Source organism: Flavobacterium tructae (genome assembly GCF_002217475.1).
Lineage (GTDB): Bacteria > Bacteroidota > Bacteroidia > Flavobacteriales > Flavobacteriaceae > Flavobacterium > Flavobacterium tructae.
The window spans coordinates 1-19,730 of record NZ_MUHH01000014.1; the positions used below are offsets into that span (position 1 = coordinate 1).

The 19,730-nt window shown below is 35.8% G+C and carries 19 protein-coding genes; 14 read left to right on the plus strand and 5 right to left on the minus strand.

What is annotated here, in order from left to right:
* Positions 1 to 418: 418 nt before the first annotated feature.
* On the minus strand, positions 419 to 892 hold the full coding sequence (locus B0A80_RS03735) for a PepSY-like domain-containing protein (RefSeq protein WP_089076458.1): 474 nt from the start codon (positions 890 to 892) through the stop codon (positions 419 to 421).
* Positions 893 to 1,039: 147 nt separating this feature from the next.
* On the opposite strand from B0A80_RS03735, the gene B0A80_RS03740 reads away from it, so the two are divergent.
* Positions 1,040 to 1,756 (plus strand): DUF4386 domain-containing protein, encoded by a 717-nt coding sequence (locus B0A80_RS03740; RefSeq protein WP_089076459.1) that lies wholly within the window; start codon positions 1,040 to 1,042, stop codon positions 1,754 to 1,756.
* Positions 1,757 to 2,113: 357 nt separating this feature from the next.
* On the opposite strand, the gene B0A80_RS03745 is transcribed toward B0A80_RS03740, so the two are convergent.
* Both B0A80_RS03745 and B0A80_RS03750 read right to left on the minus strand, forming a co-directional pair.
* A complete protein-coding gene (locus B0A80_RS03745; protein ID WP_089076460.1) occupies positions 2,114 to 2,812 on the minus strand; it encodes a LytR/AlgR family response regulator transcription factor in 699 nt (232 codons plus the stop codon).
* Positions 2,809 to 3,849, minus strand: coding sequence for a sensor histidine kinase (locus tag B0A80_RS03750; RefSeq protein ID WP_017495598.1), 1,041 nt, complete (start codon positions 3,847 to 3,849; stop codon positions 2,809 to 2,811). Before B0A80_RS03750 ends, B0A80_RS03745 begins: the two co-directional genes overlap by 4 nt.
* Positions 3,850 to 4,015: 166 nt before the next feature.
* Between B0A80_RS03750 and B0A80_RS03755 the strand changes: the two genes are divergently transcribed.
* The 5 genes from B0A80_RS03755 to B0A80_RS03775 all read left to right on the plus strand — a co-directional run bounded on the left by B0A80_RS03755 (position 4,016) and on the right by B0A80_RS03775 (position 11,755).
* Positions 4,016 to 5,401: a TolC family protein gene (locus B0A80_RS03755; protein WP_089076461.1), complete on the plus strand. Its 1,386-nt coding sequence runs from the start codon at positions 4,016 to 4,018 to the stop codon at positions 5,399 to 5,401.
* 12 nt (positions 5,402 to 5,413) lie between these two features.
* A complete protein-coding gene (locus B0A80_RS03760; RefSeq protein WP_089076462.1) occupies positions 5,414 to 8,704 on the plus strand; it encodes an efflux RND transporter permease subunit in 3,291 nt (1,096 codons plus the stop codon).
* Between the two features lie 102 nt (positions 8,705 to 8,806).
* Positions 8,807 to 9,892 carry an efflux RND transporter periplasmic adaptor subunit gene (locus B0A80_RS03765; protein WP_089076463.1) on the plus strand — a complete coding sequence of 362 codons (1,086 nt, stop codon included), beginning with the start codon at positions 8,807 to 8,809 and terminating at the stop codon, positions 9,890 to 9,892.
* Positions 9,893 to 10,218: 326 nt separating this feature from the next.
* Positions 10,219 to 10,899: a hypothetical protein gene (locus tag B0A80_RS03770; protein WP_089076464.1), complete on the plus strand. Its 681-nt coding sequence runs from the start codon at positions 10,219 to 10,221 to the stop codon at positions 10,897 to 10,899.
* A gap of 316 nt (positions 10,900 to 11,215) precedes the next feature.
* Entirely contained in the window at positions 11,216 to 11,755 is a 540-nt protein-coding gene (locus tag B0A80_RS03775) for a hypothetical protein (RefSeq protein WP_089076465.1), read from the plus strand.
* 48 nt (positions 11,756 to 11,803) lie between these two features.
* Here B0A80_RS03775 and B0A80_RS03780 read toward each other — a convergent pair whose 3' ends face one another.
* Positions 11,804 to 12,037, minus strand: a complete 234-nt coding sequence (locus tag B0A80_RS03780; protein ID WP_089076466.1) for a hypothetical protein — start codon at positions 12,035 to 12,037, stop codon at positions 11,804 to 11,806.
* Between the two features lie 654 nt (positions 12,038 to 12,691).
* On the opposite strand from B0A80_RS03780, the gene B0A80_RS03785 reads away from it, so the two are divergent.
* The 6 genes from B0A80_RS03785 to B0A80_RS03810 all read left to right on the plus strand — a co-directional run bounded on the left by B0A80_RS03785 (position 12,692) and on the right by B0A80_RS03810 (position 16,630).
* Positions 12,692 to 13,012 carry an ArsR/SmtB family transcription factor gene (locus tag B0A80_RS03785; protein ID WP_089076467.1) on the plus strand — a complete coding sequence of 107 codons (321 nt, stop codon included), beginning with the start codon at positions 12,692 to 12,694 and terminating at the stop codon, positions 13,010 to 13,012.
* Positions 13,009 to 13,506, plus strand: coding sequence for an SRPBCC family protein (locus B0A80_RS03790; RefSeq protein ID WP_089076468.1), 498 nt, complete (start codon positions 13,009 to 13,011; stop codon positions 13,504 to 13,506). Before B0A80_RS03785 ends, B0A80_RS03790 begins: the two co-directional genes overlap by 4 nt.
* Before the next feature lie 300 nt (positions 13,507 to 13,806).
* The gene (locus tag B0A80_RS03795) at positions 13,807 to 14,601 is read left to right on the plus strand and encodes a helix-turn-helix domain-containing protein (RefSeq protein WP_089076469.1); all 795 of its coding nucleotides are present in this window, start codon (positions 13,807 to 13,809) and stop codon (positions 14,599 to 14,601) included.
* A 126-nt stretch (positions 14,602 to 14,727) separates the two neighbouring features.
* Positions 14,728 to 15,159 carry a MauE/DoxX family redox-associated membrane protein gene (locus tag B0A80_RS03800; RefSeq protein ID WP_089076470.1) on the plus strand — a complete coding sequence of 144 codons (432 nt, stop codon included), beginning with the start codon at positions 14,728 to 14,730 and terminating at the stop codon, positions 15,157 to 15,159.
* 12 nt (positions 15,160 to 15,171) lie between these two features.
* Positions 15,172 to 15,516 (plus strand): cupin domain-containing protein, encoded by a 345-nt coding sequence (locus tag B0A80_RS03805; protein WP_089076471.1) that lies wholly within the window; start codon positions 15,172 to 15,174, stop codon positions 15,514 to 15,516.
* A 190-nt stretch (positions 15,517 to 15,706) separates the two neighbouring features.
* Entirely contained in the window at positions 15,707 to 16,630 is a 924-nt protein-coding gene (locus B0A80_RS03810; RefSeq protein WP_089076472.1) for a bifunctional helix-turn-helix transcriptional regulator/GNAT family N-acetyltransferase, read from the plus strand.
* 205 nt (positions 16,631 to 16,835) lie between these two features.
* Here the strand turns inward: B0A80_RS03810 and B0A80_RS03815 are convergent, their stop codons facing one another.
* Positions 16,836 to 17,231 (minus strand): HicB family protein, encoded by a 396-nt coding sequence (locus tag B0A80_RS03815; RefSeq protein WP_089076473.1) that lies wholly within the window; start codon positions 17,229 to 17,231, stop codon positions 16,836 to 16,838.
* Positions 17,232 to 17,680: 449 nt separating this feature from the next.
* Between B0A80_RS03815 and B0A80_RS03820 the strand changes: the two genes are divergently transcribed.
* Together B0A80_RS03820 and B0A80_RS03825 are read left to right on the plus strand one after the other, a co-directional pair.
* The gene (locus B0A80_RS03820) at positions 17,681 to 18,274 is read left to right on the plus strand and encodes a TetR/AcrR family transcriptional regulator (protein ID WP_017495582.1); all 594 of its coding nucleotides are present in this window, start codon (positions 17,681 to 17,683) and stop codon (positions 18,272 to 18,274) included.
* 238 nt (positions 18,275 to 18,512) lie between these two features.
* On the plus strand, positions 18,513 to 19,724 hold the full coding sequence (locus B0A80_RS03825; RefSeq protein ID WP_089076474.1) for an efflux RND transporter periplasmic adaptor subunit: 1,212 nt from the start codon (positions 18,513 to 18,515) through the stop codon (positions 19,722 to 19,724).
* The last annotated feature ends 6 nt before the right edge of the window (positions 19,725 to 19,730 follow it).

A 19,730-nucleotide genomic window follows, 5' to 3' on the forward strand; every position in this document is an offset into this window, starting at 1 on the left:
GTTGTTGTTGAAAATCTTTTAAAAAAGCAACCGATTCTGTGACGGCTACCGTCTTTAGATTGTCTTCATTCTTGTTCTCTGACACCTTTTCAGTGTATACGTTTTCATCATGATTACAGGAGTAAAATAATACTAATGTAAAAAATACGGGCATTAAAAGTAACTTTTTCATAATGGCTTAAATTAAAAGTAAGAATAATACTCTAAATTTAATGAAAATAAATTTTCTAAAAAACATAAAAACTAAGAAAATTCCTAACTTTAACATTTCGCTCCAGATTCATAAAGAACAACTCAGATTAAAATGCTGTTCTTACAAAAAATAACTCAGATTGCTTTAAAAAACGAAACCCGACAGGCTTTAAAAACCTGTCGGGTTTGTCATTCTGAGTATATTGAATTAGTAAGAATTCTGTTTTTAATCCTTCTCGATGATTACATCAAAACCTCCGTTTTTATCAAAAACCACATCATAGAATTTGGCGTTTTTTTGTATTCCGACCTCGTAAGTGGTTTTGTTTTTATCGTCTACCACTACTGCCGATTCTTTAATGGCACTGGCAGGGTAATTTTTCTTCAGATAGGCTTGTGCTTTTTGTGGCAGCTGATTGAATGGAATTTGCAACTCAAAAGCTTTCAGGGTTCCCAAATTATCATAAACCGCCAATGCATTAGTATTTTTATCTGTTTTGAACTTGGCTTCATACCGAATTTCATCGTCGTCATCTCCCACATACTTCAAGGTCCAGACCGGAACTTTACCGGGATATTCTTTCTGAAAAGTAAAAACTACTTTTTCAGGAGGTGTGACAACTTTATCGGGAGAAACTCCACTCTGCCCTATTAAAAAGCTGCTATACAAAAAGGTTATCATCAGGAATATTTTTTTCATGTGCCAAATTTTAAATTAACATCTCTTAAATAACGTATTAAAATTACTACTTTATTCCGAAGAAAAAATGATATTATAAAAAAATGTTAAAATAAACGGTAACAATGTTCTGTGTCAGACGTCTTACGAAAAACCAAAACCTAAAAAATGAAATCTAACCTGAAAAATTTTGAATCTTCACCGCAGCTTTATGCACGCATAGCCGGGATATTATATTTGGTCATTATCGTCATGGGATTCTTCGCAGAAACATTTGTCAGAAACAAATTGTTTGTGTCCGGAGATGCCACTGCCACCGCTCAAAATATTATGCATTCGCAGTTTTTATGGAAAATTGGCATTACAGCGGATCTTATTATGCAAATTTGCGATCTGCCGGTCATGATTATTCTCTATTATCTTTTAAAACCGGTAAATCGAAAGCTTGCTCTTTTAAATTTATCGTTTAATTTGATCCAGACTGCCGTATTAGTAGCCAATAAACTGAATCTTTTAGCAGCATTGTTCTTTCTGGGTGATGCCGAATATTTAAAATCTTTCAGCCCCGATCAGTTGCACACTTTGTCTTATCTTTCGATTAAATTGCATGATTTTGGTTTCGGAATCGGATTGATCTTTTTTGGATTTGTTTGTTTACTCGAAGGCTATCTGATCTTTAAATCAGGCTATTTACCTAAAGCAATTGGAATTTTAATGAGCCTGGCGGGAGTTTGTTATCTTACCAATAGTTTCTTCTTAATTCTGATCCCGAAACTTTCAAGTATAATTCTATTGATGCCTTGTTTGATTGCCGAATTGTCTCTTAGTTTATGGCTTGTTTTTAAAGGGGTAAAACTGCCTGTCTGGAAGGAGCGGTTGGTATAATCAACCTTAATAATGCAATTAATTTAAACACAAAGATTCTAAGTGTTGAAAAAATAATAGCCACAGATTTAAAGGATTAAATCGATTAAAAAATCTGCCAGATCTGCGGGAATTTGTTTTTTTTCACACGCAGATCTGGCAGATTTTGCAGATTTTTTTTAATCCTTTTTAGTAGAAGCTATTACTTTGAAAATCATTCAACCTGTGTAATTACCAAAACTGAAATACAATCAAAAAAGCCTGCGGGAAATTACTCCTGAGCAGGCTTTTTCTTTGAAATAATTGAATTAGTAAGCTTCCTTCATTTCTGTTTTTATATCAATTTTACTTCTATTTCAGTCCAATTTTACATCTGTATTATTTCTTCAGTCGATCTGATAATTCTCTTTTATAGGTAATACCAATCGGCAATTTTTCGTTTTTAATGACCACAAAATCTTTGTCGGTGGCTTCAATTTTATCAAGAGCCACGATGTAGGACTTGTGAATGCGCATGAAATTCTTCTCGGGCAAACATTTCTCCAATTCACTGGTGGTGATAGAGGCCAGATACGTTCTTTTTATGGTATGTAACTTCACATAATTACCAAAACTCTGTGCAAACAAAAGCTGATCTAATTCTATCTCAATAAAGTAACCGTCAACCTTCACTGTAACGGAATTAATTACTGCTTCTTCAGTTTTCGCTTTACCATTTTCCGTGGCAAAAAAACGATCGATGGCTTTGAGGAATCTTGGAAAATAAATAGGCTTGAGAAGATAATCTATAACACCGTAATCGTAACTTTCAAGGGCATACTCAGAATAAGCGGTGGTTAATATTGTACTGGGATGCGTTGGAATAATCTTCAGTAATTCCATCCCTGATATCTCCGGCATATTGATATCCAAAAACATCAAATCAACGGGATGTTCTCTTAAATAATCCATTGCTTCAATACCGTTAAAGCCCTGAAAAACCAATTCTAATTGTGGATTTTGCTTGATATAATTCGCCAGCACATAATGCGCTGCCGGTTCATCATCGACAATTATACATTTTTTAGGTTCTCTCATTCAACAAACTTTTTCAATTGCACTTTCAAATCTACAATATAGGTATTTTTATCGTCCTGAATGTCCAATTTATAGGCTTTCCCATAAATCAGATTCAATCGCTCTATGGTATTTTTTAAACCAATCTTAGTCGAAATAACATCCGTTTTTTTCTTTGGAATGGAGTTTACCACATGCAAATGAAGCAACCCGTTCTCGACCGTAATAATGATTCTCACAAAACATTTTTCTATCGCACAGGTTCCGTGTTTAAACGCATTTTCGATAAATGCAATCAATAGCATTGGCGATACTTTATAGGCATTTTCATTGTCGATTTTACAGTCGTACGTAATCTCACAGCGATACCCTACCCTTTCTTTTTCCAACTGAACATAACTGTTTATAAACTCGAGTTCGTCTTCCAAAGACACGCATTGTTTGTTATTGCTTTCGAGCTGATAACGCATCAGCTGTGATACTTTCATGATTAAATCAGATGTCCGGTCCGGAAACTCGAGACTAATTCCGTAAAGCGTATTAAAGGTATTAAATAAAAAGTGCGGATTCAATTGTCCTTTTAATGAATTCAATTGCATCTGATTGAACAAAAGAGTCTCATCCGTCTGTCTCTTGTGGATTCTGTAAAACTTAAAAACAATTATCGGGCTCAATATACAAACCAAAGTCCCTAAAACGCTGGCCAGTTGATACACATAACTACGCTGATGAGAGTTTTGGTACAAACGGCAGTTACTAAACATTTCCAGACTGGTAACCTCATATAAAACAACCGAAAAGAGTAATACTCCCGCCAGTGTCAGAAAAATATAAGTCACGGGGCGCTGTTTTTTAAAAAGTATGGGAAGCAAAAAGAAACGGTTGAACTGGGCGTGCAGGTATAAAATTAAATAGAAAAAAATGCCCATCAATATGGAGGTAAACGAACTGAACAACATCCAGTCGTTTTTTAAGGTATAAATAGTAAATGAAAAAGCAACAACGGCAATTTCCTGCCACCATTTGTGATCCAATATGTTTTCCAGTTCTTTATTCATTCTTAAAACTTAAATAGTTTACAAATTAACCACATTTTTTTAGTTTTTATTTCCAATAAATGACCAATTCAATTGGTCATTTATAATCGCATTACATCATTTAAGAAAGCTTTTATCCGTGCAAGTGAAATAATTTTGAGAGATCAAATTCACACCACTAATTTATATGTACTTCAAAAAAATTACTTTATTAGTTTTCTTGATTTTTGCCTGTGGTAGCTATGCTCAAACCCTGTCTTTAAAAGAAGCCATAAAAACAGGTTTGGAAAACTACGGTTCCATCAAGGCAAAAAACAATTACACCAATGCATCACGCGAAAGTCTTAAGCAGTCTAAACGTGATTACCTGCCCAACCTAAACTTATCGGCGCAACAGGATTACGGAACTGTAAACGGTCAGAATGGTCCTCTTTATGGTTTTGGGGGTCTTGGAGTAGCTTCGTCCGGACTTCCTTTACCGGAACAAAACTGGAATTCGGCATTTGGCGCACTTTATCTGGTCAACATGAACTGGGATTTTTTCACTTTCGGAAAAACACAGGAAAAAATCAATTTATCTAAAATTGATGTTCAAGCCAAAGAAAAGGATCTGAAACAGGAAAAATTCCAACAGGAAATCAAAATTTCTGCTGCTTATCTGAATTTACTCGCAAGTCAGAGATTGTTAATTTCACAGCAAAAAAATCTGGATCGCGCTCAGATTTTCAAAAAAACAGCCGTAGCAAGAGTTAAAAACGGATTATTAGCCGGAGTCGATTCTACTTTAGCCACTGCCGAAGTATCAAAAGCTAAAATTGCGCTGAATCTGGCCAAAAACTTTGTCAAAGAACAAAACAACAAATTGGTCGATCTAATGGGCGTTGCTCCTCAGGATTTTGTAACCGATTCACTTTTTGTCACTCAAATTCCAAAAGAACTTCTTAAGGAAAATACTGCAACAGACAGTCTTCATCCTTTATTACAATTGTATAAAACAAAAATCGATTACAGCAATCAGCAGGTCAAATTGTACAAAAGATTCTATTATCCAACCATGACTGCTTTTGGTGTTTTGCAAACCAGAGCTTCAGGATTTGACAGTAGTTATGCCACGAATCAACATGCCTTTACCCGAAATTACTGGGATGGTGTCAATCCGGATCGTACCAATTATTTAGTTGGAATTGGAATTACATGGAATTTAACGACTCCTTTTCGTTCAAACAAGCAAGTCACTGCTCAGAAATTTATTTCTCAAGGACTACAGGAAGAATACAACCAAGCCGACCGTGAGCTGAAATCGCAGTTGAATTTTGCCGAAGATAAAATCAAAATCACTTTAGAGAATTATGCCGAAGCACCCATTCAGGTAGATGCTGCCAAAAGAGCCTATCTTCAGAAATCGACTTTATACAAAAACGGCTTAACCGATCTGACTGATTTAACACAGACGATGTACGTTTTAAATCGTGCCGAAATCGATCGTGATATTGTCAATAATAATGTATGGCAGTCGTACTTACTAAAAGTCGCTGCAACAGGAAATTTTGACCTATTTATAAATGAATTTTAATTATAAAGCCCAATGAATTTAATACGTTTTGCACTCCGCAAGCCCATCTCCATTCTCGTATTGGTTGCGGGTCTCTTTTTCTTCGGAATTGGTGCCATCAGAGACATTAAGGTAGATATTTTACCGAAAATGAATTTGCCGGTTATCTATATTGCGCATCCGTTTGGAGGTTATACACCCGACCAGATGGAAGCTTATTTTGCCAAAAACTACGTAAACGTTTTACCTTTTTCGAATGGTATCAAATCGGTAGAAACCAAAAATATTCAGGGGTTAATGATTATGAAATTAACCTATTATGAAGGAACCAATATGGCACAGGCCGCTGCCGAATTGAGCGCACTATCCAACAGAATCCAGGCGGTTTTTCCTCCGGGAACACAACCTCCTTTTATCATACGTTTTGATGCTTCATCATTGCCAATCGGACAGTTGGTTTTGAGTTCAAAAATCAGATCCAACAACGAATTACAGGATTTAGCCAACGTTTATGTTCGTGCTTCTTTTACTTCGATTCCCGGTTTATTGTCTCCGGCTCCTTTTGGCGGAAGCCCAAGAACTATCGAGGTTAACGTAGACCCGGATCTATTGCGTTCGCACAATATGACACCCGATCAAATTGTCGAAGCCATCCGTTTAAACAATCAGACGGCCCCTTCCGGAAACGTGAGAATGGGCGACAAAAATTATATTACGCCTACCAATAATACCATTAAAGAAGTTAAAGATTTTGAACAGATTCCGTTATTCAAAGGCGGTGTTCAAAACTTAAAATTAGGCGATGTGGCGAGCGTAAAAGACGGTGCCGATATTACAGCGGGTTACGCTTTGGTAAACGGAAAACGATCGGTTTATATCAGTATTGCAAAAGCGGGAGATGCTTCGACCTGGGATGTGGTTCAGAAATTAAAAAAAGAGCTTCCTAAAATTCAGAGTACACTTCCCGAAGACGTTAATTTATCTTACGAATTTGACCAGTCGGTTTATGTAATCAACTCCGTTAAAAGTTTGATTACCGAAGGAATTATCGGTGCGGTTTTAACCGGATTAATGGTAATGCTTTTCCTGGGCGACCGTCGTGCTGCTTTAATCGTAATTATGACCATTCCTATTTCGATTATTTCCGGAGTTTTATTCCTGAAATTATTCGGACAAACGATCAACTTAATGTCTTTGAGCGGACTAGCGCTTGCCATTGGAATTCTGGTAGACGAAAGTACGGTAACCATCGAAAACATTCACCAGCATCTCGACATGGGAAAACCCAAGGCACTCGCCATTTGGGATGCCTGTCAGGAAATTGCTTTGCCTAAATTACTGATCTTACTGTGTATTTTGGCCGTATTTGCGCCCGCATTTACCATGGTGGGGATTCCCGGAGCATTATTTCTTCCTTTAGCCTTAGCAATTGGTTTCTCGATGGTCATTTCGTTTTTATTGTCTCAAACCTTTGTGCCGGTAATGGCGAACTGGATGATGAAAGGACACGAAAAACATCCGCATGGCCCTGAAATTACCGACGACGAAGCCGAATTTAATGACTGCGGTTTAACTCCCGAATCTGAACAAAATCTGATCACTCAGAAAAAAAGTTATGTAGAAAGAGAAGACACCAATAACAACGGAAAAATAAGTCCTTTTGAGCGTTTCAGAATTCGTTTCATGCGAACTTTAGACCGTTTGTTTGTTCACAAAAAAATAACGACCGTTGTTTATTTAGTTTCAGCTACTGTTTTGGCCATTGTTTTAATTGGTTTTATCGGAAAAGATGTTTTTCCAAAAACAAATTCAAGTCAGTTTCAATTAAGAATGCGTGCTGTTGACGGAACACGATTGGAAAGAACCGAAGAACAAGCCCGAATTGTACTGAAAGAATTGGAAAAAATGGTCGGCAAAGAGCATATCGGAATTTCTTCTGTTTATGTGGGGCAACACCCTTCCCTGTTCTCGATCAACCCCATTTATCTCTTTATGGCGGGTTCGCATGAAGCTGTGTTTCAGGTAAGTTTAAAAGAGTATCATGTGGATATGGATGAGTTTAAAGATGAGTTAAGAGCAAGACTGAAAAAAGTTTTACCGGACACTAAACTTTCTTTTGAACCTATCGAATTGACCGATAAAGTATTGAGTCAGGGGTCTCCTACTCCAATTGAAATTCGAATTGCCGGAAAAGACAAAAAACGAAATGAATTATATGCCACTCAGATTGTAAACAAATTAAACGCGATCTCTTATTTCAGAGACGTACAAATTGGTCAGCCGATACACTATCCGGCGATGAACATTAATATTGACAGAACACGTGCCGCCGAATTGGGCGTTGACATGAATGATATTTCACGTTCTCTTATCGCATCGACTTCATCGTCACGTTATACTGAAAAAAACAACTGGGTCGACGAAAAAGCAGGATTATCCTATTCTGTACAAGTTCAGGTTCCGTTGAATAAAATGAAAAGCAAAACCGATATTGGAGAGATTCCGGTATTGAAAAACTCGCTTCGTCCGGTTTTAAGTGACGTTGCCAAAATTACACCCGGCTTTGTAAGTGGTGAAAATGACAATTTAGGGGCCATGCCATACATTACCGTTACGGCCAACATCAACCAGACCGATTTGGGGACGGCCACAAAAGATGTTGCATCGACCATTAGTTCACTAGGCGAATTGCCTCGTGGTTTATTTATTACTCCAATTGGACTAAGCACGGTATTGAGCGAGACATTAAGCAGTTTACAGACCGGATTATTGGTTGCCGTTTTTGTAATCTTCTTAATGTTGGCCGCTAATTTTCAGTCGTTCAAAGTTTCGCTGGTGATCTTAACCACAGTTCCGGCGGTTGTTTTAGGCGCTTTATTAATGCTGACCTTTACAGGTTCAACGCTTAATTTACAATCTTATATGGGAATCATCATGTCTGTCGGAGTTTCTATTGCCAATGCTGTTTTATTGGTGACCAATGCCGAACAGCTTCGAAAAATAAACGGTAATGCCTTAGAATCTGCGAGGGAAGCCGCTGCATTACGTCTTCGTCCGATTATCATGACTTCTGTTGCGATGATTGCGGGAATGCTCCCAATGGCGATTGGTCACGGCGAAGGAGGCGATCAGGTTTCTCCGTTAGGAAGAGCGGTTATTGGCGGATTATTATTTTCTACTTTTGCCGTATTGTTGATCCTTCCGCAGATATTTGCATGGGCACAGGAGAAAACATCGACACAATCAGTTTCTTTAGATCCCGAAGACGAAGAAAGTATCCATTATATCTCATCCTTAAGTAAGTCTAAAGTTAGAAAGTCATAAAGTCATAAAGTCATAAAGTCGAAAGTTACAATCGTCGCGAAAACACTTCGATAAACTTTTATACTTTCTGAATACTTATAAAAACATATATAAAACCAAAAAATGAAAAATAACATTATAAAATCTACAGCGATACTATTTACAGCTTTAGTTGTACTAAGCTGTGAAAAGAAAAAAGAAGAAACTGCGAAAGCGGAAATCGAACCTAAAGTTGAAACTTTTCTTTTGGCCAAAGAAAAACTGACTACAGAATTGCGTTTACCGGCAGAATTAACCGGTTTTCAACAAGTCGATTTGTATGCCAAAGTGAGCAGTTTTGTAAAATTGCTGAAAGTAGATATTGGCTCGAAAGTAAAAAAAGGACAATTGTTAATTGTTCTCGAAGCACCGGAGATCAGTTCGCAATTGGCTGCTGCCGAATCCAGATTAAAATCGATGGAAGCCATATATGCCACCAGCAAAAGTACCTACAACCGTTTGTACGAAACGAGCAAAGTCGAAGGAACCATTTCTAAAAACGACTTAGAAATGGCCAGCGGAAAGAAAAACTCCGACTACGCACAATATCAGGCAGCCATCGCGGCACACAAAGAAATCTCGATTATGAGAGGGTACTTAGAAATCCGTGCCCCATTTGACGGAGTGGTAGCTGCCAGAAATGTCAATTTAGGAACCTTTGTAGGTCCTGCAGGAAAAGGTTCCGATTTGCCTTTGTTGACCATTCAGCAACAGGACAAATTGCGTTTAGCCGTTTCGGTACCGGAATTGTACACCGGATACTTGCACAATGGCGACGAAATGAGTTTTAATGTAAAATCGCTTCCGGACACTTTTACCGCTAAAATTACCCGAATGTCCGGCGCATTAGATTTAAAACTGCGTTCTGAAAGAGTTGAAATGGACGTTCACAACACCCAAACCAATCTATTACCCGGAATGGTAGCCGAAGTTTTATTACCGCTTAACGCGAAAGACAGCACGTTTGTAATTCCGAAATCGGCATTGGTAAATTCAGCCGAAGGTTTGTTTGTCATCAAAGTCCTGAACCACAAAGCCACCCGCGTTGACGTTAAAAAAGGTAGAGAAATCGACGACAAAGTGGAAGTTTTCGGAGATTTAAACCTAAAAGATAAACTGGTAAAAATCGCCAGCGAAGAAACTAAGGATGGGGATGTTATAAACGAGTAACCTGCGTTTTGTCTTCTTTTTAGTGGATTACCAATTACTGTACGCATTTTTAGGAATGCAAAATTAAAATTTGCATTAGGACAGCTCTCATTGATTTGGGGGCTGTTTTTTTTTATTCCTATTAATCTCTCTTTATAATTACAATATTTTTCTCAAAAAATAAATCAGGTATTAATACTCGCTTTTTTCGTTCAATTAATTATTAAACTTGTTCCGAATGAATTATAGACTAAATATGGTTTTCCGTAAAAAGTATATATCTGGAGTATTTACATTTGTATCAATCATTACATAAACACTTAAAAATCATTGAATTATTGACAAATATGAAAAAAGTAACAATAAAAGAACTAATTGAGTTTCGAGAAAAAAATGATAGAACCAAAATCACTTTTGTTAAAAATCTTCATAAAGAGAAAATAAAATCTGAAGGAAATTCTGGCGGTGATTACTGGATAAGTTGCCTAAGTGCCATTAGAAATACTTTTAAGAGTGATAATATAGATTTACTAGACGAAAAAATCAAACTATTACAAGACAAAATTAGAATAGAAGAACATGATAAGAATAAAAATCAGTTTCAAAAAAATCTTGATATTGTAAATAATTTTAAAGACTATGATTTTCAACACTTAAAGCCTAATGTTGATTTGAATTATTTAACTCAACCAAAAGATCAAGCAATAATCACTATTAAAAAATTTCCGATTGAAGCTAAACCTTGTCATATTTATACATTTTCAAACAATGGTAGTGAGGAAATTGCAGGGATTTGGTTCATAGCCCAAAAAGAAGGATTCAAAAAAAGTGAATTAGGAATGTTTACTGACATGATTTATCGATATCTTGATAAGTATTATTCAAAGGAATTTTATATAAATCCTGATTATTGCATTGCGGTCGACTTATTTAATGGACATGAAGTAAACTATTCTCAAATAAAAAGTGGTAAAATTCCAATTTTGATTGAATCGACATTGGATGATTTGAAGAAATTTGATAATTGATCTTGAGAACTAATATTATACCTGAGTTAATATAAATTCAATGCGGATAACAAAAAAAATAATTCAAAAAAAAGTAATTTACTTATTTCTAATATTTTCTCTTCTCCAAAGTAATTCAATATTTGCTGGACGATGCTCAGGCTCCTCAAATTGCAACGCGTGTTCAAGCTGTAATTATTGTGGTCATTGTAATAGTGGAGGCAGTTGTGGAGTCTGTGGCGGAGGTAGTTCTTCAAGTTTTGGAAAATGGATGTTAATAGGATTCGGAATTTTTATAGCAATTGGATTTTTTAGTGATAATAATAAAAAGAAATAAATGATTAAAGAAATAGATTCAGAAATAACAAAACAACTTTATTTAATTAAGGCATTTAGCAATGAACTTCATTTTAAAGAGATATGTCAATTTGAATTAAATGAAAAATTAGACAATATTCCATGGGATATTCTAAATCATCCCGGTATTTATCTAATAGAAGTAAGAAATAATGAAAAATTTAAAATATATGAAGAATGGGTTAATGATTTTAAATTTAGATGGGAAAACGAAGATTATGTCAAAAAGTTTACTCCAAATTTTAAATTGAAAAGAATCAAAGCTCACAATGAATTAAAAGAATGGATTCCATTGTATATTGGGAAGTCTAAAAACATTAAATCGAGATTGCATGGTCATATTTATAAGGAACTGAGCAAAACAACTTTTGCTATGAAACTTTTAGCAAGAGAAAATATGAAAAAAGAAATTTTTAGAATTAGTATAATAAATCTTGAGTTAACAAATTATGACGCTATAGTTCCAGTTATCGAAAATCAATTAAGAAATAGAATAAATCCACTAATTGGTAAACAATAAATACAAAACCTCGACCTTAAAAAGCCGAGGTTTTTCATTTTATAAACTCTACTCCTCACACAAATAAGGATTCAAAATCTCCGCCAGTTCATTGAGCCAGTAAAAGCTGTTTTCCAGACTGGTTCTTTCTTTTTCAAGAATTTCCTGTTCTCTGATGACTCCTAAAGCAAGTATGTGATTGGCTTGTCTTATGGCTTTTGCCATTTCGGTGGGATCGATGGTGTGATTAAAAAAATCAATAAGCCTTGTTTCGGCTTCTTTGGAAAAGGTGTTTGTTTTCATAATTTGAAGAATTTAAGAAAAAACCCTCATGCCTTAGTAGTCTTACGCTTCTTCACGGCGTCAAAGCTCTTTCGAAACTTTACTACATAGCACAAGGGCAAATTTTATTTTATCTTAATTGTGAAGATTTAAGAGCTTCAAATATAAGAAAAATCATCTAAAAAAGAAAGATTTTTCTTTCAATAAATTACATTCTTTTATCAAATATAAGAAATCTATATTTCGGTAAGCATTTATCGCATTTTTGTCATTTGTCAGGTCCTGAAAAAAATTACATCTATTTCTCATGAAGTCCCAACGGGGCGAAATATTTATAAAAAAAAATCACCCCATTTCAAAAAAAAACTGCGGGGTGAAATCTTATTTAGCAAATGTCGCTCCGCCGGAGCTTTTGGTACGGCACGTTTTATGAATCTAGAAATATTTCATTCCTACGGAATTTTTTCGCAATGTTGTCATTTCGGAAACTTGAAACCTGAAACCTGAAACTTGAAACTTGAAACATTAAAACAAACACCTAAAACACTACGATTCTGCCACTTAAAGAACCATTTCTTTAAAATTTCTCAAAAATAATTCACTAGAAAATTGCGAAACCGAATAGTTGCACGTATATTTGCAACCAATTGGTTTCTTAATTAAAATCAGAATAGTATGAGACGCGACATTTTCCAAGCCATAGCCGACCCGACAAGAAGGTCAATTCTAACGCTGATCGCTGTACAGGCAATGACACCAAATGCCATTGCGGAGAACTTCAACGCCTCCCGACAATCGGTATCGAAGCACCTTCGCATACTGGTAGAATGTGATTTGCTTAAACAGGAACAACAAGGCCGGGAAATTTATTATTCACTTGAAATTGAAAAAATGAAAGAGATTGATCAATGGTTAGAGCAATTCAGAGCCATTTGGGAAACCAAATTCAATCAGCTTGACGAACTATTAGTAACGCTTAAAAAACAGAACAAATGAAAAACGATTTGCAATTTGATTTTACCGTAGACAAAGCCACCAAAACGGTAATCATAAACCGAGAATTTAATGCAGAACTTCCACTGGTTTGGGATGCTTTTACAAAACCGGAACTTCTCGATCAATGGGTAGCTCCAAAACCCTGGTCGTCTAAAACCAAACACATGACATTTGAAGTTGGCGGACGCAGATTTTATGCTATGGTAAGCCCAGAAGGTCTGGAACGCTGGGCGGTTCAGGAATACACTTCGATTACTCCAAAGACCAATTTTAAGATGTTCAATACTTTTGCAGACCAAAATGAAAATCGCGAACTGCCGGGCTCCAACTGGGATCATAGCTTCAGTGAGCAAAACGGCATTACCAAAGTGAGTATCAACATTTTCAATGAATCTTTGGAACGTCTGGAAAAAATGATCGAAATGGGCTTCGAACAAGGTTTCAAAATGAGTATCGACAACCTGGAACAATTGCTGAAAACTTTATCAGAATAATAATAAAGAGACGCTGATTGCACGGATTCGTTTCACGAAAACGCGGATCAACGCGGATTTTTACGGTAGTAATATTTTGAAGACATCAATTAACTTCTACCTAATAATATAAAAAAATCTGTGTTGATCCGCGTTTTCGCAGAGCGAATCAGTACCATCCGTGTGCTTTGTGCGTTCCAACTACACAGAACAAAAATTCACGCACAGTACCCCAAAATGTAATAACAGAACAAATCTGTATAGCCTCTCTGATCAACTTCATGAAATAAATCTTACTTTTGATCCAACACTATCCTCAATATGGTTTCGATAAAAACATTTGATCAGGCAACAGATTTAGAACAGCCCAGACGCGTTTTAAAATATATACTTGTGTATTGCACTTCGGGTTCGACTGTTATTTCTGTAGATGAAAATGAATTTACCTTAACCCAAAATGCTGTAATCACCATTACTTCCGGTCAGATTCATTATTTTAAAAACATCGGGAATGCAACGGGATTTGTTTTAGAATTTACCTATAATTTTTTCTGCAAAGACGATACGGATATGGAATTGATTTTCCATAACGGACTGTTTTGCCACTTTGCTATGAATGAAATGATTGTGGTGGACAATGGCCCGTTTGTTGTTCAGGAATTAGAAACGATAGGCAAAGAATTACTACAAATGCCTTATCAATACCTCACCTCTATTCACAGCCGAATTGAATTGATATTGATCGAAATCAACCGAACCAAAATTAATCGCGGGGATGAAATCTACAAACCCGATGCACTGTTTCTTCATTTTCTGGAAGCGATTTTACAAAACTTCGACAAAAACCTTTCTGTAAACGAAATCGCTGTTCTGATAGGTACAACAGAATCGAAACTAAACGAACTTTCGAAACTGCATACTAATAAAACGGCTCAAAATGTAATTTTTGGATTGATCATTTCCGAAGCCAAACGCCTTTTTACCTATGAGAAACTATCGGTAAAAGAAGTCGCTTATGCTTTAGGATTTAATGATCCATTTTACTTCTCTAATTTCTTCAAAAAACACACCAACACTTCCCCAAAAGCCTATAAAGAAAATACTGCGCATTCTTAATTTCCCCAATTCATCGTTTTTAATGTTTGCTTTTTCAATTGATTACATGCTTTTTCGAGGATTCTCTATTCTTTAGCAATACTGCCTTCCGCATCTTTGTATTGTAATAATTAAGCAATCAAAAAGATGAAAAAAAATCAGAAATATGCCGTTTTGCTTTTGCGAGTTGCCTTAGCAGCAGGTTTTTTATCCGCCGTTTCAAGTCGGTTAGGATTGTGGGGCACACAATCTTCGGGTTGGGAAAACTTTCTGGTTTATACGGAACAAGTAAATTCTTTTCTTCCTAAAAACTACATTCCCACAATTGCCATTACATCGACTATTTTGGAAACACTATTGGCTCTACTCCTGCTCATTGGCTATCAAACTAAATTTGCGGCTGTTGGCGCTGCCTTATTAACTTTTGGCTTTGCACTTGCCATGACTTATTCTTTTGGAGTAAAAGAGCCTTTAGATTATTCTGTATTTACCTTTTCTATGGCAGCTTTTCTTTTGTCAACTGTAGAAAAATACCACTGGAGTTTAGACAAAATCCTTTCAAAAAATCAAACAAACTAAAAAATTACTATAATGGAGAAACAAATCACAAGAAGCAGCGAAAAAGACTGGAAAGTTCTAATTGAAGAAGGTGTAAAAACGGATGGTATTTTTGCCAAGTCTTTATACTTTGACCCCACTACAAACAGACCCACTGTTTTTTTACTAAAATTTGAAGCGGGTGCTTCGTATCCTAACCATGTTCATCCTGCCGGAGAAGAAATTTATGTTCTTGAAGGCGAAGTCCGCTCCGGAAAAGACGAACTAAAAACAGGAGATTATATGTACATGCCACCTGGAAGCAGTCACTCTGTGTTTTCTAAAACCGGTTGTGTCTTACTGTTCAAAGTCCCCGAGGAAGTTGTAATACTTAAATAAACAGATCTCACATCTCACATTTTCACATCTTACATAAAAAACCTTCTTGCAGGATCAGATTTTAATTCGGTCCTGCAAATTGCTTTTAGCCAATAACAAAAGTCAAAAAAGACAAATAAATCTTAAAATTTACTTTTCCTTTTTGAATATATGTAGTCAACTACGTAAATTTGCATATAAATTATTTTTTATGGTATTAGAGCAATCAAAGTCGTTGGTATTGGGGAATCTTTTGCAGCGTTTGAATGAGAACCTGAGGAAAGAAGCACAGTTATTCTACAAAAGTCAAAACATCGATTTTGAACCCAAATGGTTTCCGGTGGTGTATGTGCTTTCGCAGAAAAAAGCCATTAGTGTTGTCGAACTCTCACAGGAAATTGGCTACTCCCATCCTACTACTATTTCGTTACTTAAAGAACTAGAGAAAAAAGAACTGATTGGTTCTGCCAAAGACGCCAAAGATGAAAGAAAACGCCTGATCACGCTCACAGACAAAGCCAACGAGATGATCCATCAATTACAGCCTTTATGGCAAATCATGACCGAAGCACTGATTGAACTTACTGATACCGAAAACAATTTATTTAAAGCCATACACGAAGTAACCCAGAATTTAAAAACTAAAAATCTTTTTGACCGAATGACCACAATTAAAGAAATGAAGAGCGAATCTGCTCAAAAATCAACAGGAAATACTGTAAAAGTCGAAAAGATTGAGGACAGCAAATTAATAGAAATTGCTTTTGCTATTCGTCGTCAAGTATTTGTTGAAGAACAAAATGTATCGCAGGAACGCGAATCTATGGATGATGAAGAGGCTGTTCACTATCTCGCTACTGTTAATGGTTTACCAGCCGGAGCGGCTCGCTACCGCCAAATGGAAAAGGGTTTTAAAATTGAAAGAATTGCCGTTTTGAATACTTATCGCGGGAAACGAATTGGAGAGGCGATTCTGCAAAAAATCTTAGCGGATTTAAAAGATGAGGAAAAGATCTATTTGTACGCACAAGTCAATGCAAGTCGTTTTTACATCAAAAATGGATTTAAACAAACCGATAATTTTTTCCTGGATGCAGGAATCGAGCATGTCGAAATGGATTATGTGAAAAAGTGAGATGTGAAGATGTGAGATGTAAAAATGTGAAATGACAACGAGTCCTTATTAATAGTTTTACAACTCCGTCTTTCTATTCTAAAAAATCTATACAGCTGCCGCTCGTGAATAAAAAATGGCAAATTTTAAATCATACTCACGAGCGAAATGCAGGAGCAAAAAGCAATCTTTCTTTTTCTTTTCCAAAAACGAAATAATATGGGGCTTATAATTCTAAAGCCAAAAGCTCTTTTCCTAAATTATGGAGTGCCGTTTCTATTTTGATTCGTTGCGCTAATCTTGGATTTCGATGACCGGACGTATAATGCTGAATCTGTTTTTGATTTATACCTGTAATTCTTTCCAGAGCTGAATTTGTAAAAATTCCTTTGTAATAATTCAGTAAACTGGCAGTGTCAAATTTATAAACTAATTCATACTCCTTTTCAAGAAAAGAGGGTTGGTTATTGGCATCCAAATCTTTTAAAGTTGCTATACAATCGAGTATATCCTGTTTGCATTTCTGAACAGTATCACCGCCACCAACAATTGCTTTTTCATTCTCTGCATATCCCCAAAAACCGTCTTCGTTTCTTTCGATAATAATTCTAATCGTTTTCATAGTTTTCAATCCTTTTTTGAAAAAGTTAAAGTCCCATTTCCTTATGGTCGTTTTGACTTCACAACAAAGATAAAAATCTAATTAAAAAATTAAGACAAAACCTACATAAATAATCGAGCTATTAAATTATCAGAACTCAGTTCATCTTATAAAAATAATAGCTCCTTTCATAGCCCTGATTGCAGCGATATCCTTTTTCTGGTCTCGTTTCTTTAACGAGACCAGAAAAAGATTTAGCGAAAAGCAGGACAAATGGTTTTAAAAGCGCCAAAATGTTCTGCTTCTAAAAAAAACTACACTTCAAAATATTCAATAAAATAAAGGCTTCACAAGGTTTTTATTGATTACCTATGACACGATAAGAAAATATTATGATAAAATTATTTCATAATCAGAAAAACCGTCCTACATTTGCCTAACGGTGTTAAACAATTTAATACTCAAATAAAATGGCTAGTAAAGATCGAATTTTAAGACAAAAAGAAGAGACAAGAAATAACATTCTTGGGGCTGCTTATGATATCGTAAAAGAAGAAGGCTGGAATGGTTTGAGTATGCGTAAAATTGCCGACAGAATTGAGTATACTGCTCCAATTATTTACGAATACTTTTCGAATAAAGAAGCGATACTTGAAGAACTAACCGGCAAAGGTTTTTTGAAACTGGCCAAAGAGTTGCAAACTGCAAAAGATAAGTTTGAAAAACCCGAAGATCAGTTAGAAGCCATGTGGATGACCTACTGGGATTTCGCTTTTAGTAATACTGAAATGTACCAATTAATGTTTGGTGTTCAAATGACCTGCTGTGCACAACGATGTTCGGCTCAGGAAGCACCTTACAAATTGTTTACCTCAGTAATTGCTGAAGTTATGAAGGACAGTAATCCAAGTGAAGATATTATCAAACAAAAATATTTTACTTTCTTTTCTGTTATTCATGGTCTGATCGCCATTAACATCATTAACAAAAGTGACATCCTGGAAACCATTAACGCTCAAATCCTGAAAGATGCGATTGGTGGTATCATAAAATCAATACAATAAAAAAATTTAATTTTCACTTAACAGTGGTAAATGATTTAATAGAGTAATTTTGATTCTCTTTTACCCATTACTTAACAGTGATAAATAATTTAACCAAGTAATAAGTAGCTTATTTTGCTGCTTTACTTAACACTGATAAATAATTTAATACCCATTATGAAATAGAGTTGGAAGCGGAATTCTATGACCTTTTAGGTTTTACAACTTAACGATGTTAGATAATTTAATATAATTAAACATGAATGCCAGAATACCACATCAATTAATCCAAAAGAATGTTCAACAATTTAAAACCAATAATAAAATGAAAAATGTTATCATAACCAGTTTTATTCTGGCACTCGTACTAAGCAGTTGTGCAGATAAATCGCAAGCCCCGGCAGCTCCTGCTGCACCATTATTACCTGTTGCTGCTATTACAAGCGAAAACACTACTACCGATGCCGAATATCCTGCCTCTATACAAGGTACTGTTGATGTTGAAATTCGTCCTCAGGTAAGCGGAAACCTGGAAAGAGTTTTTGTAGACGAAGGTGCTTATGTCAATAAAGGTCAGACTTTATTCAAAATAAACGAACGTCCATTCCGTGAACAATTAAACAATGCGCTGGCAAACCTTCACGCTGCTGAAGCGGCTTTAATCAACGCGCAATTGGAAGTAGATAAATTGACTCCATTAGTTCAAAACAAAGTAGTTTCGGATTATCAGTTAAAAACGGCTAAAGCTTCTCAAAAAATTGCTGCTGCCAATATCGAACAGGCCAAAGCAATGGTAGGATCGGCCAAAATTAATCTTGGATATACTAATGTTACAGCTCCTGTAAGCGGCTATATTGGAAGATTACCTAAAAAACAAGGAAGTTTAGTTTCGGCAACGGATGTTGAACCTTTAACCAACTTATCTGATGTGCATGAAGTTTTTGCTTATTTCTCGTTGGGAGAAACCGATTTTATCAACTTTAAAGCACAATATGCCGGCAGCAGCCTAGGCGATAAAATCAAAAAGTTGCCTCCTGTAACTTTAATTTTAGCCGATAATAATGCGTATCCTCAAACTGGAAAAATCGATATGGTAGACGGTCAGTTTGATAAAACCACCGGAGCTATTACGTTAAGAGCTACTTTTCCAAATGCTGGCGGGACTTTACGTTCAGGAAACACCGGGAAAATTCGATTAGGACTTCACCATGACGATGCTCTTTTGGTACCACAATCGGCTACTGTTGAAATGCAGGACAAAGTTTTTGTTTTCACCGTTAATAAAGAAAATAAGGTCAACAAAATGCCGATCACGGTTATTGGTAAAAGCGGTACAAACTATTTGATTAAAGATGGTATCAAATCAGGTGATCAGATTGTACTAAGCGGTATCGATAAACTTCAGGAAGGTCAAGTCATTCAGCCTGAAAAACCGGCTACAAAAGTTGCCCAAGTAATCACTAAAAAATAATTTACA

Excerpts from the sequence above, each read along its gene's own strand:
- B0A80_RS03825 (WP_089076474.1), top strand. The coding sequence starts at position 18,513 with ATGAATGCCAGAATACCACATCAATTAATCCAAAAGAATGTTCAACAA.
- B0A80_RS03750 (WP_017495598.1), bottom strand. The coding sequence starts at position 3,849 with ATGAATAAAGAACTGGAAAACATATTGGATCACAAATGGTGGCAGGAA.
- B0A80_RS03790 (WP_089076468.1), top strand. The coding sequence starts at position 13,009 with ATGAAAAACGATTTGCAATTTGATTTTACCGTAGACAAAGCCACCAAA.
- B0A80_RS03760 (WP_089076462.1), top strand. The coding sequence starts at position 5,414 with ATGAATTTAATACGTTTTGCACTCCGCAAGCCCATCTCCATTCTCGTA.
- B0A80_RS03775 (WP_089076465.1), top strand. The coding sequence starts at position 11,216 with ATGATTAAAGAAATAGATTCAGAAATAACAAAACAACTTTATTTAATT.
- B0A80_RS03780 (WP_089076466.1), bottom strand. The coding sequence starts at position 12,037 with ATGAAAACAAACACCTTTTCCAAAGAAGCCGAAACAAGGCTTATTGAT.
- B0A80_RS03800 (WP_089076470.1), top strand. The coding sequence starts at position 14,728 with ATGAAAAAAAATCAGAAATATGCCGTTTTGCTTTTGCGAGTTGCCTTA.
- B0A80_RS03765 (WP_089076463.1), top strand. The coding sequence starts at position 8,807 with ATGAAAAATAACATTATAAAATCTACAGCGATACTATTTACAGCTTTA.
- B0A80_RS03785 (WP_089076467.1), top strand. The coding sequence starts at position 12,692 with ATGAGACGCGACATTTTCCAAGCCATAGCCGACCCGACAAGAAGGTCA.
- B0A80_RS03795 (WP_089076469.1), top strand. The coding sequence starts at position 13,807 with ATGGTTTCGATAAAAACATTTGATCAGGCAACAGATTTAGAACAGCCC.
- B0A80_RS03820 (WP_017495582.1), top strand. The coding sequence starts at position 17,681 with ATGGCTAGTAAAGATCGAATTTTAAGACAAAAAGAAGAGACAAGAAAT.
- B0A80_RS03805 (WP_089076471.1), top strand. The coding sequence starts at position 15,172 with ATGGAGAAACAAATCACAAGAAGCAGCGAAAAAGACTGGAAAGTTCTA.
- B0A80_RS03735 (WP_089076458.1), bottom strand. The coding sequence starts at position 892 with ATGAAAAAAATATTCCTGATGATAACCTTTTTGTATAGCAGCTTTTTA.
- B0A80_RS03745 (WP_089076460.1), bottom strand. The coding sequence starts at position 2,812 with ATGAGAGAACCTAAAAAATGTATAATTGTCGATGATGAACCGGCAGCG.
- B0A80_RS03740 (WP_089076459.1), top strand. The coding sequence starts at position 1,040 with ATGAAATCTAACCTGAAAAATTTTGAATCTTCACCGCAGCTTTATGCA.
- B0A80_RS03815 (WP_089076473.1), bottom strand. The coding sequence starts at position 17,231 with ATGAAAACGATTAGAATTATTATCGAAAGAAACGAAGACGGTTTTTGG.
- B0A80_RS03810 (WP_089076472.1), top strand. The coding sequence starts at position 15,707 with ATGGTATTAGAGCAATCAAAGTCGTTGGTATTGGGGAATCTTTTGCAG.
- B0A80_RS03755 (WP_089076461.1), top strand. The coding sequence starts at position 4,016 with ATGTACTTCAAAAAAATTACTTTATTAGTTTTCTTGATTTTTGCCTGT.
- B0A80_RS03770 (WP_089076464.1), top strand. The coding sequence starts at position 10,219 with ATGAAAAAAGTAACAATAAAAGAACTAATTGAGTTTCGAGAAAAAAAT.